Source organism: Streptomyces sp. NPDC006476, assembly GCF_040612015.1.
Taxonomy (GTDB): Bacteria; Actinomycetota; Actinomycetes; order Streptomycetales; family Streptomycetaceae; genus Streptomyces; species Streptomyces griseorubiginosus_B.
The window spans coordinates 1-13215 of sequence record NZ_JBEXPK010000090.1 but is presented as its reverse complement, the minus strand read 5'-3'; the positions used below and the strand labels follow the sequence as shown (position 1 = coordinate 13215).

11 protein-coding genes are annotated in these 13215 nt (G+C 71.6%); 9 read left to right on the top strand and 2 right to left on the bottom strand.

Annotated features, from left to right (window positions below; translation table 11 throughout):
• Positions 1–63: 63 nt before the first annotated feature.
• Positions 64–1431, top strand: coding sequence for an MATE family efflux transporter (locus ABZZ74_RS46190; protein WP_356950127.1), 1368 nt, complete (start codon positions 64–66; stop codon positions 1429–1431).
• Positions 1432–1488: 57 nt separating this feature from the next.
• Here ABZZ74_RS46190 and ABZZ74_RS46185 read toward each other — a convergent pair whose 3' ends face one another.
• Entirely contained in the window at positions 1489–2724 is a 1236-nt protein-coding gene (locus ABZZ74_RS46185; protein ID WP_356950126.1) for a glycosyltransferase family 87 protein, read from the bottom strand.
• A 119-nt stretch (positions 2725–2843) separates the two neighbouring features.
• Between ABZZ74_RS46185 and ABZZ74_RS46180 the strand changes: the two genes are divergently transcribed.
• A complete protein-coding gene (locus ABZZ74_RS46180; protein WP_356950125.1) occupies positions 2844–3986 on the top strand; it encodes a glycosyltransferase family 4 protein in 1143 nt (380 codons plus the stop codon).
• 384 nt (positions 3987–4370) lie between these two features.
• Entirely contained in the window at positions 4371–5954 is a 1584-nt protein-coding gene (locus ABZZ74_RS46175) for a GMC oxidoreductase (protein ID WP_356950124.1), read from the top strand.
• Between the two features lie 13 nt (positions 5955–5967).
• Here the strand turns inward: ABZZ74_RS46175 and ABZZ74_RS46170 are convergent, their stop codons facing one another.
• Positions 5968–7764: an AMP-dependent synthetase/ligase gene (locus ABZZ74_RS46170; protein WP_356950123.1), complete on the bottom strand. Its 1797-nt coding sequence runs from the start codon at positions 7762–7764 to the stop codon at positions 5968–5970.
• Between the two features lie 295 nt (positions 7765–8059).
• Between ABZZ74_RS46170 and ABZZ74_RS46165 the strand changes: the two genes are divergently transcribed.
• From ABZZ74_RS46165 to ABZZ74_RS46140, 6 genes are all read left to right on the top strand, one after another.
• Positions 8060–8857, top strand: a complete 798-nt coding sequence (locus ABZZ74_RS46165) for a metallophosphoesterase (RefSeq protein ID WP_356950122.1) — start codon at positions 8060–8062, stop codon at positions 8855–8857.
• A 109-nt stretch (positions 8858–8966) separates the two neighbouring features.
• The gene (locus ABZZ74_RS46160; RefSeq protein WP_356950121.1) at positions 8967–9410 is read left to right on the top strand and encodes an SRPBCC family protein; all 444 of its coding nucleotides are present in this window, start codon (positions 8967–8969) and stop codon (positions 9408–9410) included.
• A 44-nt stretch (positions 9411–9454) separates the two neighbouring features.
• Positions 9455–10612, top strand: a complete 1158-nt coding sequence (locus ABZZ74_RS46155) for an ArsA-related P-loop ATPase (RefSeq protein WP_356950120.1) — start codon at positions 9455–9457, stop codon at positions 10610–10612.
• 57 nt (positions 10613–10669) lie between these two features.
• The gene (locus ABZZ74_RS46150; protein ID WP_356950119.1) at positions 10670–11179 is read left to right on the top strand and encodes a DUF5304 domain-containing protein; all 510 of its coding nucleotides are present in this window, start codon (positions 10670–10672) and stop codon (positions 11177–11179) included.
• Positions 11180–11286: 107 nt separating this feature from the next.
• On the top strand, positions 11287–12240 hold the full coding sequence (locus ABZZ74_RS46145) for an ROK family glucokinase (protein WP_356950118.1): 954 nt from the start codon (positions 11287–11289) through the stop codon (positions 12238–12240).
• A gap of 140 nt (positions 12241–12380) precedes the next feature.
• Positions 12381–13124: an endonuclease/exonuclease/phosphatase family protein gene (locus ABZZ74_RS46140; RefSeq protein WP_356950117.1), complete on the top strand. Its 744-nt coding sequence runs from the start codon at positions 12381–12383 to the stop codon at positions 13122–13124.
• The last annotated feature ends 91 nt before the right edge of the window (positions 13125–13215 follow it).

Sequence of the window (13215 nt, the reverse complement as noted above, 5' to 3'; positions counted from 1 at the left end):
TACCTCTAATCGAGCTACCTCGATTAGAGGTATGCAGAGGTGTGCCGTCACCAGGGGGAGTCCATGAACGCTCATCGCAGACAGCTCGTCTCGCTCGCCCGTCCCGTCTACTTCTCGCTCCTCGCCACCGTGGCCGCCGGGATCATCAACACCGTCTGGGTCTCCCGGCTCGGCGGTGCGGCGGTCGCCGCGGTGGCCGTGGCGACCAACACCGAGAACGTGCTGCTGGGCGTCTCGCTGGTCTTCGCGTCCGGTACGACCGTGCTGGTCGCGCACGCCAGGGGCGCCCGGGACCCGGGGGCGGTGCGGGCGGCCGTGCGCGGCGGCTGGGCGCTGTTCGCGGTGGTCACACCGATGGTCGTGCTCGGCGGGCTGCTGCTGCGCGAGCCGCTGGCCCGCGCGGTGCTGGGCGGCGAGGAGGGCGCTGCCCTGCCGCTCGCGGTCGCCTACTTCGCGGTCTCCCTGCCGGGCATCGCCGTCTTCTTCGCGCAGAACCTCGTCGACGGCATCCTCAAGGGTGCCGGCGACACCCGCACCCCGATGCGGCTCGCGCTGCTCGCCAACGGGCTGATCCTGGTCTGCGACCCGCTGCTGATCCACCTGTACGGCGTGCGGGGCGCCGCCGTCTCGACGGTGCTGTGCCGGTGCGCCGCGCTGGCAGCGGGGCTGGTCGTCCTCCGGCGGAACGCCCTGCTGAGGCAGGCGGCCCGGGCGAGGCCCGCGGAACCCCTGGCCGCGGCCCTGCGCCGGACCCTGACCACCGGGCTGCCCATGTCCGCCGACTTCACCGTGCGGCAGGGCGGGGCCCTGGTGCTGGTCGCCATCGTGGCACGCCTGGGGGTGACGGCGGTGGCCGCGTACGCCGTCGCGTACAAGGTCCTCTACGTCGCCACGATGGCGTTCTACGCGGTGCGGCAGGCCGCGTCGATCCACACCGCCCACACGCGTGGCGCCGGCCGCGACGCGCGCCGGGAGATCGGGCGCCAGGCGATGCTGGTGTCCGGGACGGCCGGACTGGTGGCCGTCGTCCTGCTGGGCGCCGCCGCCCCCTGGATCATGGCCGCCTACGGCGCCGGACCCGGGGTCGCCCACGCCGGAGTGCTGTTCCTGCGCTCCATCGGCCCATACCTGCTGCTGATGGCCTGCTTCATCGCGCTGGGCGGGGTCTTCGAGGGGAGCGGGGGAGCACCGGCCCTGCTGCGGGTGACGCTGCTCGGCACCGCGGTCCAACTCCCGCTCGCCTACGGCCTGTCGGTGCTCGGTCTGCCCGGAGTGTGCCTGGCGATGGCGCTCGCCATGGCCGTGCAGTGCGCCGTGGTGGCCGTGCTGTTCGCCCGGGGCGGGCGGGTTCGGGGGCGTGCCGGTGCGAGCCGGCACAGCCGTGCCGACCGGCTGCCCCTGCGGGGGGTGACGCGGCGCGGCGGCGACTGACGACGACCTGGCCGCCGCTGTCCCGTCCGGATCGGTGTCCGTCGGCCGGAGCCCGCGTCAGGAGGAGGCGGAGGTCTCCTTGGGGCGGGTTGTCTGCGCGGGCAGGGCCGGGACCGGTTCGCGGGAGACCGTCGAGCGCCACAGTTGCACGGCCGCACAGACGGCGGCGGCGACCAGGAGGGCGTTGCGGAGGATCAGGAGGGTCACCCCGAGGAGGTCGCTCGCGACGACGTGCTGGAACCAGAGCGGGAACTCCAGCACCGTCACCAGACAGGCCGCGAGGACCAGCAGTACGGGCAGCCCCATCCGGGTGCCCCGGAAGCACACACAGACGGCCCCGAGACCGACCAGCCACACCATGTACTGGGGGCTGATCACCCGGCTGGTGACCGTGAACATCAGCACCGCCGTGAACGCCGCGTCGGTGAGCGTGCTCGGCAGGAACCGGGCCGCCATCAGCCGCCACAGCAGCAGCCAGCCGAAGGCCACGCCGGTCAGGAACAGGGCGGCGGAGCTGACGGCGTTCACCCAGGGGCCGACGAACTCGATCGAGCCGTAGTTGAACAGCACCCGGCCGTCCCAGCCGAAGTGCCGGGCCACATGGAAGACGAGCGAGCCGAGGGACTCCACCTCGGTGCCCCGGTTGCTCTGGAAGGTCAGGAAGGAGAACGCCCCCGGCATCGACACCGCGAACAGCCCCGCCACCACGGCGACCGTCCCCGCCGTCCAGGCCCACGCGGCCCGCTTGCGGGCACCGAGCAGCAGCAGCGCCGGCCACACCTTCAGCATCGCCGCGAACCCGACCAGGACGCCCATCACGCGGGGCCGCCGGGCCCCGGCGAGCAGCCCCGCCACGGCGACGGCGGTGACCATCACGTCGTAGCGGGCGTACACGGTCGGCCCGATCAGCGGCACGCCCGCCACCCACATCCAGGCCCCGCGCAGTGACTTGCCGGGGCGCAGGCCCGCGTAGAGCAGCAGGGCGAGGACGGCCAGGTCGGCCACGCAGGCCAGGACGAAGAAGGCCGACGCGTACTGCAGGAAGGGCAGCAGCGCCGGGGACAGGATCGCCAGGGCCGCGGCGGGCGGGTACTGCCAGGTGACGTCGCCGCGCGGGAAGGTGCCGGTGCGCAGCACCTCGTACCAGCCCTGGTAGATCACCGAGACGTCGCTGGTGACGTCCGGGCCCGGGAAGATCCACACCTTGAAGACGAACAGCAGCAGGACCACCCTGGTCAGGCACCAGGTCACCAGCAGCCCCGCCAGGGACCGCCTCGCACCCGCAATGTCCACCCGAGCCCCTTCGGCCAGCTGTTCGTCTTGAGGAGAACATGATGTCCTGCCCGGCTGTGAACTCGCCATAAACGCGGCCGAGCGCACCTGTGCGGACGCGCCCGGTAGGGTCGGCGGCGATGCACAAGACGCTGATCGTGACGAACGACTTCCCGCCCCGCCCCGGCGGCATCCAGGCGTTCCTGCACAACATGGCGCTGCGCCTGGACCCCGAGCGGCTGGTCGTCTACGCCTCCACCTGGAAGCGGGGCAGGGAGGGCGTCGAGGCGACCCGCGCCTTCGACGCCGAGCAGCCCTTCACCGTCGTCCGGGACCGTACGACCATGCTGCTGCCGACGCCCGCGGCCACCCGGACGGCCGTCGGACTGCTGCGCGAGCACGGCTGTACGTCGGTGTGGTTCGGGGCGGCGGCACCGCTCGGGCTGATGGCGCCGGCGCTCAGGAGGGCCGGCGCCGAGCGGCTGGTGGCGACGACCCACGGTCACGAGGCGGGGTGGGCCCAGCTGCCCGCCGCGCGGCAGTTGCTGCGGCGGATCGGGGAGGGCACGGACACGATCACCTACCTCGGCGAGTACACGCGCTCGCGGATCGCCTCCGCGCTGACGCCCGCGGCGGCCGGGCGGATGGTGCAGCTGCCGCCCGGCGTCGACGAGAAGGTCTTCCACCCTGGGTCCGGCGGTGAGGCGGTCCGGGCGCGGCTCGGGCTGAGCGACCGGCCGGTGGTCGTGTGCGTGTCCCGGCTGGTGCCGCGCAAGGGGCAGGACACGCTGATCCTGGCCATGCCCCGGGTCCTGGCCGCCGAGCCGGACGCGGTGCTGCTGATCGTCGGGGGCGGGCCCTACGAGGGCGAGCTGCGCAAGCTGGCGCGCGAGACCGGTGTCGCCGACTCCGTGCGCTTCACGGGCGCCGTGCCCTGGTCCGAGCTGCCCGCCCACTACGGCGCCGGTGACGTCTTCGCCATGCCCTGCCGGACCCGCCGGGGCGGCCTCGATGTCGAGGGGCTCGGCATCGTCTACCTGGAGGCGTCGGCGACGGGCCTGCCGGTCGTGGCCGGCGACTCCGGCGGCGCCCCCGACGCCGTCCTGGACGGCGAGACCGGCTGGGTGGTCCGCGGCGGCTCTCCCGAGGAGACGGCCGAACGGATCACCGTCCTCCTCTCCGACCCTGAACTCAGGCGACGCATGGGGGAGCGGGGGCGTGAGTGGGTGGAAGAGAAGTGGCGCTGGGACTTGTTGGCGGAAAGGTTGAAGACGTTGCTCTAGGGGCGCAGCCGGTGGCTCACCGCCTCGTCCAGGGTGACCGGCCGCTGCATCTGGGAGCCGCCCGGCCTCCTGGCCGAGCCTGGCCACGTCTTCCCGCGTCAGCCTCACCACCTGGCCGTCGAATTCCCACCTGCCCGGCGGCGCCTGGCACGCACTCCCCACTGCCCAAGAGGCGTTTTGCCCCCAGCCGCGTTGCCGGACCACCGACGTGGCTCCTCCGCCACGCTTGAACAACCTCGCGCGGGGGACACCCATGGCACCACCGGGCCCGCGCGACGGGAATTTGGCGACAGGGGCCTAGCCGGAGGCCGATAATCCGCCGATGCTGCGCGCATGAGAGCAAAACTGACGCAGCATCAGCTGACGAGACGTCAAATACTGGGCATGATCGCCCTGCAGAGCGCGGCCGCCGCCGGGCTCACCCGGATCGGTCTGCAGTCGGCACAGGCGGCCGAGGAAGCGGCCTCCGTCGACAACGCGCCCGCCATCGTGGTCGGTTCGGGATACGGCGGTGCCGTCGCCGCCCTGCGCCTCGGCCAGGCCGGCATCCGCACGCTCGTCCTGGAGATGGGGCAGCTGTGGAACACCCCCGGCGCCGACGGCAAGATCTTCTGCAACACCGCCAACCCCGACCAGCGCTCCATGTGGTTCAAGTCCCGCACCGAGGCCCCGCTGGCCACCTTCCTGTGGCTGGACGTCGTCAACAAGGACATCACCCCCTACCCCGGCGTCCTGGACCGCGTGCACTTCGACAACATGTCCGTGTACGTCGGACGAGGTGTCGGCGGCGGCTCCCTGGTCAACGGCGGAATGGCGGTCACCCCGCTCCAGTCGTACTTCACCGAGCAGTTCCCCACCGTGAACGCGACGGAGATGTACAACACCTACTTCCCGCGCGCCCGCGCCATGCTCGGCGTCAACACCATCGACCCCGCCTGGTTCGAGTCGACCGAGTGGTACCAGTTCGCCCGCACCTCGCGGAAGGCCGCCGACAACACCGGGCTCAAGACGACCTTCGTACCGAACGTCTACGACTTCGGCTACATGCAGCGCGAGGCGGCCGGCACCGCCACCAAGTCGGCGCTCGCACAGGAGGTCATCTACGGCAACAACTACGGCAAGAAGAGCCTCGACAAGACCTACCTGGCGTCCGCGCTGGGCACCGGCAACGTCACCATCAACACCATGGAGCGGGTCAAGGCCGTCCACCGGGCGAGCGACGGGAGCTGGCTGCTGACGACCGACCGCATCGACGTCACCGGCAAGGTCGTCCAGACCAAGCAGTACAGCTGCACGTACCTCTTCCTCGGCGGCGGCAGCCTCGGTACCACCGAACTCCTCGTCCGGGCACGGGACACCGGAGCCCTGCCCGCCCTCAACTCCAGTGTCGGTGCCGGCTGGGGCCCCAACGGCAACACCATGCTCGGCCGCGCCAACCACATCTGGGACACCACCGGTGCCAACCAGTCGACCATGCCGGTCATGGGCATCGACGACTGGGCCAACACCGGCAACCCGGTCTTCGCGGAGATCGCCCCGCTCCCCATCGGGTTCGAGACCTGGGTCAGCCTCTATCTGGCGATCACCAAGAACCCCCAACGGGCGGCCTTCACCTACGACTCCGCGAGCGACGGGGTCAAGCTGGGCTGGACCGCCGCCCAGAGCGCGGTGTCCGTCGCCATGGCCAAGAAGCTCTTCGACCGGATCAACTCGGCCAACGCGACGATCTACCGCTACGACCTGTTCGGCTCCTCCAACAAGGTCTTCGCCGACGACTTCTGCTACCACCCGCTGGGCGGCTGCGTGCTGGGCCAGGCGACCGACAACTACGGCCGGGTGAAAGGCTATTCGAAGCTGTACGTCACCGACGGCTCGCTGGTGCCCGGCAACATCGGCGTGAACCCGTTCGTCACCATCACCGCGCTCGCCGAGCGCACGATGACCCGGGTCCTCGCCGAGGACACCTGACCCGAGTGGCCCGCTACTTCTGGTAGATGGCCTCGATCTCGTCCGCGTAGTCCTTCGCCACCACGTTGCGCTTGAGCTTCAGCGAGGGCGTGAGGTGGCCCGACTCCTCCGTGAACTGGGAGGACAGAATGCGGAACTTCCGCACCGATTCCGCCTTCGACACCGCGGCGTTGCCGTCGTCGACCGCGTCCTGGATCGCCGCGAGCAGATCCTGGTCCTCACGCAGCGACGCCGCGGTGACACCCGCGGGCATGCCGTGCTCGGCGGCCCAGCGGCCCAGGAACTCCTCGTCGATGGTGACCAGCGCCCCCACGAACGGCCGCCCGTCGCCCACCACCATGCACTCCGCGACCAGCGCGTGCGCGCGGATCCGGTCCTCGATCACGGCCGGGGCGACGTTCTTGCCGCCCGCCGTGACGATGATCTCCTTCTTGCGGCCGGTGATCCTGAGGTAGCCGTCCTCGTCGAGGGTGCCGATGTCACCGGTGTGGAACCAGCCGTCGGTCAGCGCCTCGGCCGTGGCGGCCTCGTTGTTCCAGTAGCCCTTGAACAGGTGCTCGCCGTGCAGCAGCACCTCCCCGTCGTCCGCGATCCGGATCACCGAGCCCGGCAGCGGCTGCCCGACGGTGCCGATCTTCGTACGGTCCCAGGGGTTGAAGGCGGTGGCCGCGCAGGACTCGGTCAGGCCGTATCCCTCCAGCACCGTGAAGCCGATGCCGCGGAAGAAGTGGCCGAGTCTCTCGCCCAGCGGGGCGCCGCCGGAGATGGCGTACTCGCCCCGGCCGCCGAGCACCGCGCGCAGCTTGCTGTAGACCAGCTTGTCGAAGGTCCGGTGCTTGATCTTCAGGCCCAGCGACGGGCCCGAGGGCGTGTCCAGTGCCTTGCTGTACGCGATCGCGGTGTCCGCGGCCTTGTCGAAGATCTTGCCCTTGCCGTCCGCCTGCGCCTTGGCACGCGCCGAGTTGTAGACCTTCTCGAAGACCCGCGGGACGCCCAGGATCAGCGTCGGCCGGAAGGACGCCAGCTCGTCGGTGAGGTTCTTGATGTCCGGGACGGTGCCCAGCTTGATCGGCGCCATCATCGGTGCGATCTGCACGAGCCTGCCGAAGACGTGCGCGAGCGGGAGGAACAGCAGCACGGAACACTCGCCGGTGCGGAACAGCGGCCGCAGGCGCTCGACGATGTTGCCGCACTCGGCGAAGAAGCTGCGGTGGGTCAGCACACAGCCCTTGGGGCGGCCGGTGGTGCCGGAGGTGTAGACGATCGTCGCCGGGTCGTCGGCCCGCGCCAGCGAGCTGCGCTCGTCGACGGTCGCGTCACTGACGTCCTTGCCGAGGCGCCCGAGCTCCTCGACCCCGCCGGCCTCGATCTGCCACAGGTGCTTGAGGGCCGGCAGCCGGTCGCGCACCGACTCGACGGCGGCGGCGTGGTTGTCCAGCTCGACGAGGGCCGCGGTCGCGCCCGAGTCGGAGAGGATCCACTGCACCTGCTCCGGCGAGCTGGTCTCGTACACCGGCACGGTGACCGCGCCCGCGCTCCAGATCGCGAAGTCCAGCAGCGTCCACTCGTACCGCGTGCGGGACATCAGGGCGACCCGGTCGCCGGGCTGGATGCCGGAGGCGATCAGGCCCTTCGCGGCGGCGTGCACCTCGGCCAGGAACGCCGTGGCCGACACGTCCTGCCACGCGCCGCCGACCTTGCGGGCGATGACGGCCACATCGGGATGCTGCGCGGCGTTTCTGCGGATGATGTCGGTGAGATTGCCGTCCGCAGGGACCTCGTACAAAGCCGGAAGGCTGAACTCGCGCAAGACTGCTGCTCCTAATAAGGCGCCGGCGCCACGACGTTGTGCGATGCGACGGTGCGTCCAAGGCTCGGGCAGGTGCTCGGGAGATCACTGGTTGAAATCCTGAGCACGACTGGACTGCCCGGACGTTACCCGCCGGTATGGCTTCTTCGACAGGGGGTCCCGGCGAGATGTTCGCTGCGTCACACAGATGGGTGTTGCTCTGTGTACGGTAGTCGACCCGCTGACTGACTAGCCAGTAACCGCAGGTCCCGACGGCTCTGTTCACGTACACCCCACACCTTTACGCTTGATCGTCATGGCATCCACACCGGCCGGCAGCGGCAGGACCCGGGTTCACGTGGTCAGTGACGTGCACGGCAACGCCCGTGACCTGGCCCGCGCCGGCGACGGCGCCGACGCCCTGATCTGCCTGGGTGACCTGGTCCTCTTCCTCGACTACGCCGACCACTCGCGCGGCATCTTCCCCGACCTGTTCGGCCGGGAGAACGCCGACCGCATCGTCGAGCTGCGCACCGCCCGCCGCTTCGAGGAGGCGCGCGAGTTCGGGGCCCGACTGTGGAGCGGCATCGGCACGGACCGGGCCACCGCCGTCGAAGGAGCGGTGCGGGGGCAGTACGCCGAGATGTTCGCGGCCTTCCCGACACCGACGTACGCGACCTACGGCAATGTCGACATGCCGTCCCTGTGGGCCGAGTACGCGAGGCCCGGCACGACCGTGCTGGACGGGGAGCGGGTGGAGATCGGCGGCTGGACCTTCGGGTTCGTCGGAGGGGGCCTGCGCTCGCCGATGCGGACGCCGTACGAGATCGACGACGAGGAGTACGAGGCGAAGCTGGCGGCCGTCGGCGAGGTGGACGTGCTGTGCACGCACATCCCGCCGGAGGTGCCCGAGCTCGTCTACGACACCGTGGCCCGGCGCTTCGAGCGCGGAAGCCGGGCACTGCTGGAGACGATCCGCCGCACCCGGCCCCGGTACGCGCTCTTCGGCCATGTCCACCAACCCCTGGTGCGGCGCATGCGGATAGGGGCCACGGAGTGTGTGAACGTCGGGCACTTCGCCGGCACCGGGAAGCCCTGGGCGCTCGAATGGTGAACTGCCCGATCCGGGTGAAGTCGCCTGGTCGGGCGCGCGGTAGCCTTCACGCTGCACACACGTGCGCACGACGACTTCTCACCGGCCCGCATCTGGAGGAGCCACGGCGATGGCGGAACACACCAGCTCGAGCATCACGATCGAGGCGGCACCGGCCGATGTCATGGGGGTGATCGCCGACTTCGGGCGGTACCCGGACTGGACCGGCGAGGTCAAGGAGGCGGAGGTCCTCGCGACCGACGCGCAGGGGCGGGCCGAGCAGGTGCGGCTCGTGATGGACGCCGGCGCGATCAAGGACGACCAGGTCCTGGCGTACACGTGGACCGGCGCCAACGAGGTGTCCTGGACGCTGGTCAAGTCCCAGATGCTGCGCTCCCTCGACGGGTCGTACATCCTGAAGCCCGCCGGTGCCGGGGCCACCGAGGTCACCTACCGGCTGACGGTGGACGTGAAGATCCCGATGCTCGGGATGATCAAGCGGAAGGCCGAGAAGGTCATCATCGACCGGGCGCTGGCCGGGCTGAAGAAGCGCGTGGAGTCGGGGGAGAAGTAGTCACGGGAGTTCGGGGGCGGCGGGCGAAGGTACCGTTCAGCCTCATGCGCACCCTCCTGATCACCGGTCCCGGCGGCAGCGGACGTACGACCGTCGCCGCCGCGACCGCGCTGCGCGCCGCGGGCGACGGCACCCGGACCCTTCTCCTCGGCGCCGACCGCACCGACACCCTCGGGGCGGCCCTCGGCGCGACGACCGGCCCGGCCCCCCTCCCCGTCTCCTCCCACCTCAGCGTCTGGCGGCCCGACGCGGTCGCCGGCTTCCGGGACGACCTCGCCGCCTTCCAGGAACGGGCCGCAGGCGTCCTCGACCTCCTCGGTGCCTCCCGGCTGGACGCCGAGGAGGTCACCCCCCTCCCCGGAGCCGAGGAGCTCACCCTCCTGCGGGCCCTGCGTGACGCCGCCCTGTCGGAGCGGTTCGATCTGCTGGTCGTCGACCTCCCGCCCGCCCCGCAGGCCCTCGCCCTGCTCGCGCTGCCCGAGGAACTGCGCCGCTATCTGCGCCGTCTGCTGCCGCCCGAGCGACAGGCGGCCCGCGCCCTGCGCCCGGTGCTCGGCCGGCTGGCCGGGGTCCCCATGCCCGCCGAGTGGCTGTACGACACCGCCGCGCGCTGGGACACGGAACTCGCCGCCGTCACGGCCGTCCTCGCCGACCGGCACACCGCCGTACGGCTGGTCGCCGAACCCGGCCCGGCCGGCGCCGACGCCGTCCGCGAGGCCGTGCTGGGCCTCGCCCTGCGCGGGCTGCGTCCCGACGTCCTGGTCGCGAACCGGGTCGTACCGGAGGACTGGCCGGCCGGTCTCGTCGCCCAGCAGCGCAAGGCGCTGGAGGAGTGGCGGGAGTCGTACGACGTACGGCAGGTCCCGCACCTCGGCCGCGACCCGCGCGGCACGGACGACCTCACCGCGCTGTCCGTCCCCGGCGTCAACGGGACGACGTCCACCGTCGAGTGGCCCGTCGTCGACCGGCTCGCCGAGGACGGTGTGCTGGTCTGGCACATCCCGCTGCCCGGGGCGGCGCGCGACGACCTGGACCTGATCCGGCGCGGGGACGAACTCCTCGTCACCGCGGGCCCGTTCCGCCGGATCGTGGCGCTGCCGTCCGCGCTGCGCCGCTGCACCGTCTCCGGCGCGGGCCTGCGGGACGGCGAACTGCGCATCCGTTTCACGCCGGACCCCGGTCTGTGGCCCGACAGGGCCTGAACGACGTACGGCCGTTCGGGTAACGTCGTAGGGACGAACCGTAGTCAGGAGTCCGTCATGAGCGAACAGCTCCCCCCGTCGGATCCCGGTGAGAACGAGGCCGCCCGCGAGGCGCGGGCCACCGACGCCGACGCCTGGGCGACGGCGGTCGCCGAGGACCTCGCCGCGGAGAAGGCTCGCCGTCGCGCCGAGTACGGCCGGCCGCCGGTCTCGGCCGCCGAGGAACTGCGCAAGCTGGTCGACACCGTCTCCGAGAAGCTGTCGTCGATCCAGTCGCCGCTGTTCGGCGCCGTCGCCGGGCCCGCAGCCCAGCAGGTGGTCAAGCAGGTCGTGCAGCAGGCCCGGGCAGCCGTCGAACCCGTCGTGGAACGCAACCCGGACGTCTTCGACCACCTGGCCGCCGCGGGCAACGAACTGCTCGCCGCGTACCGCTCCGCGGTCCAGGCCCAGGAGCAGCGCTGGGCGACCCGGCCGACCGATCTGCACAAGGACCTCGACGCAAGCCGGGACGAAGGCCGCGACAAGGGCGAGGGAACCGGGCCCGGCCAGCGCATCGACCTGGACTGACACCCCCAGTGGCCGCCGGGCCGCCCAGCGTTCGGACGCCTGAACCCCGGCGGCAGGGCCTCGGGTACGGTTGGCCGTAGCGGGGCTCGACCGAAACTGAGGGATTCATGGGACTCACCATCGGCGTCGACATCGGCGGCACGAAGATCGCGGCCGGCGTGGTCGATGAGGAAGGCAACATCCTTTCGACCTTCAAGGTGCCGACCCCGGCCACGCCCGAGGGCATCGTGGACGCCATCGCCTCCGCCGTCGAGGGGGCGCGCGCCGGGCACGAGATCGTCGGCGTGGGCATCGGTGCGGCCGGTTACGTGAACCGGCAGCGCTCCACCGTCTACTTCGCGCCGAACATCGACTGGCGCCAGGAGCCGCTGAAGGAGAAGGTCGAGGCCCGCGTCGGCCTCCCGGTCGTCGTGGAGAACGACGCCAACGCGGCCGCGTGGGGCGAGTACAAGTTCGGCGCCGGCAAGGGCCACCGCAACGTCATCTGCATCACGCTCGGCACCGGCCTCGGCGGCGGCATCATCATCGGCAACAAGCTGCGCCGCGGCCACTTCGGCGTCGCCGCCGAGTTCGGGCACATCCGGATGGTCCCCGACGGCCTGCTGTGCGGCTGCGGCTCGCAGGGCTGCTGGGAGCAGTACGCCTCCGGGCGCGCCCTGGTCAGATACGCCAAGCAGCGCGCCAACGCCACCCCCGAGAACGCCGAGATCCTGCTCGGCCTGGGGGACGGCAGCCCCGAGGGCATCGAGGGCAAGCACATCTCCATGGCCGCCCGGCAGGGCGACCCGGTCGCCGTCGACTCCTACCGCGAACTCGCCCGCTGGGCCGGTGCCGGTCTCGCCGACCTCGCCTCCCTCTTCGACCCGTCCGCGTTCATCGTCGGCGGCGGCCTCTCCGACGAGGGCGAACTGGTCCTCGACCCGATCCGCAAGTCATACAAGCGCTGGCTGGTGGGCGGCAACTGGCGCCCGGTGGCCGACGTGATCGCCGCCCAGCTCGGCAACGAGGCGGGCATGGTGGGCGCCGCGGACCTGGCCCGCGAACCCGACCCGATCATGTAGCCGGACGGTTCGTGAACGCGCCCGTCAGGGGCGCGGGGCTGTGCCGGCGCGCGGCTCGCCGCGTGGGCGCGCCCGGCCGCGCACACGGTTGGCCGCCCACAAGCCTCGCACCCCGCGCCCTGGGGCGTAGATTGATCCACATGGAGCCGCTCCCGAACTCCCGCACCGAGGCCGACGGTTCAGCCGTCCTCCGCGTTCTGAGCTACAACATCCGCTCGATGCGGGACGACACGGACGCCCTCGCCCGGGTCATCACCGCCTGCGTCCCCGACCTGGTCCTCATCCAGGAAGCCCCGCGCTTCTTCCGCTGGCGCAAGAAGCTCGCCCGCCTGGCCTCGGCCTCCGGCTTGGTCATCCTCACCGGCGGCGGGACCGCCGCGGGCCCGGCGATCCTCTGCGGCCTCCGGGCCACCGTCGAGCGCACGGAAGACGTCCTGCTCCCGCTCACCCCCGGTCAGCACCGACGCGGCTTCGCCACCGCGGTCGTCCGCTTCGGCGGCGTCCGCGTCGGCGTGCTGAGCTGCCACCTCTCCCTCGAGCAGAACGAGCGCTACGACCAGGCCGGGATGCTCCTGAACCGGCTGGCCGACCTCGGTGTGGACCACGCCATCGCGGGCGGCGACCTGAACGACCGTCCCACCGGCCGCACCTTCCAGCGCCTGTCCGCCGACCTCCAGGACTGCTGGACGACCGCCCCCTGGGGCAGCGAGTACACCTTCACCCCGGTCACCCCGTTCCAGCGCATCGACGCGATCTTCGCCACCAAGGGCATCGAGGTGCTGGGCGCGGGCGTCCCGCTCGGCCTCCCCGGCGTCACCGAGACAGACCTGAGGGCAGCCACGGACCACCTCCCGGTCCTGGCCGCCCTCAGGATCCCCGCCTAGCTGTACTGACCCGTGAGGTTGGGGACGCGGCTGGCGGGTGGTTGCCCTTTCAGTGCGGTGTGTCCGCGGTGGTGATTGTAGGTGTGCAGCC

Excerpts from the sequence above, each read along its gene's own strand:
- ABZZ74_RS46165 (WP_356950122.1), top strand. The coding sequence starts at position 8,060 with ATGGCATCCACACCGGCCGGCAGCGGCAGGACCCGGGTTCACGTGGTC.
- ABZZ74_RS46175 (WP_356950124.1), top strand. The coding sequence starts at position 4,371 with ATGATCGCCCTGCAGAGCGCGGCCGCCGCCGGGCTCACCCGGATCGGT.
- ABZZ74_RS46140 (WP_356950117.1), top strand. The coding sequence starts at position 12,381 with ATGGAGCCGCTCCCGAACTCCCGCACCGAGGCCGACGGTTCAGCCGTC.
- ABZZ74_RS46145 (WP_356950118.1), top strand. The coding sequence starts at position 11,287 with ATGGGACTCACCATCGGCGTCGACATCGGCGGCACGAAGATCGCGGCC.
- ABZZ74_RS46150 (WP_356950119.1), top strand. The coding sequence starts at position 10,670 with ATGAGCGAACAGCTCCCCCCGTCGGATCCCGGTGAGAACGAGGCCGCC.
- ABZZ74_RS46180 (WP_356950125.1), top strand. The coding sequence starts at position 2,844 with ATGCACAAGACGCTGATCGTGACGAACGACTTCCCGCCCCGCCCCGGC.
- ABZZ74_RS46190 (WP_356950127.1), top strand. The coding sequence starts at position 64 with ATGAACGCTCATCGCAGACAGCTCGTCTCGCTCGCCCGTCCCGTCTAC.
- ABZZ74_RS46155 (WP_356950120.1), top strand. The coding sequence starts at position 9,455 with ATGCGCACCCTCCTGATCACCGGTCCCGGCGGCAGCGGACGTACGACC.
- ABZZ74_RS46160 (WP_356950121.1), top strand. The coding sequence starts at position 8,967 with ATGGCGGAACACACCAGCTCGAGCATCACGATCGAGGCGGCACCGGCC.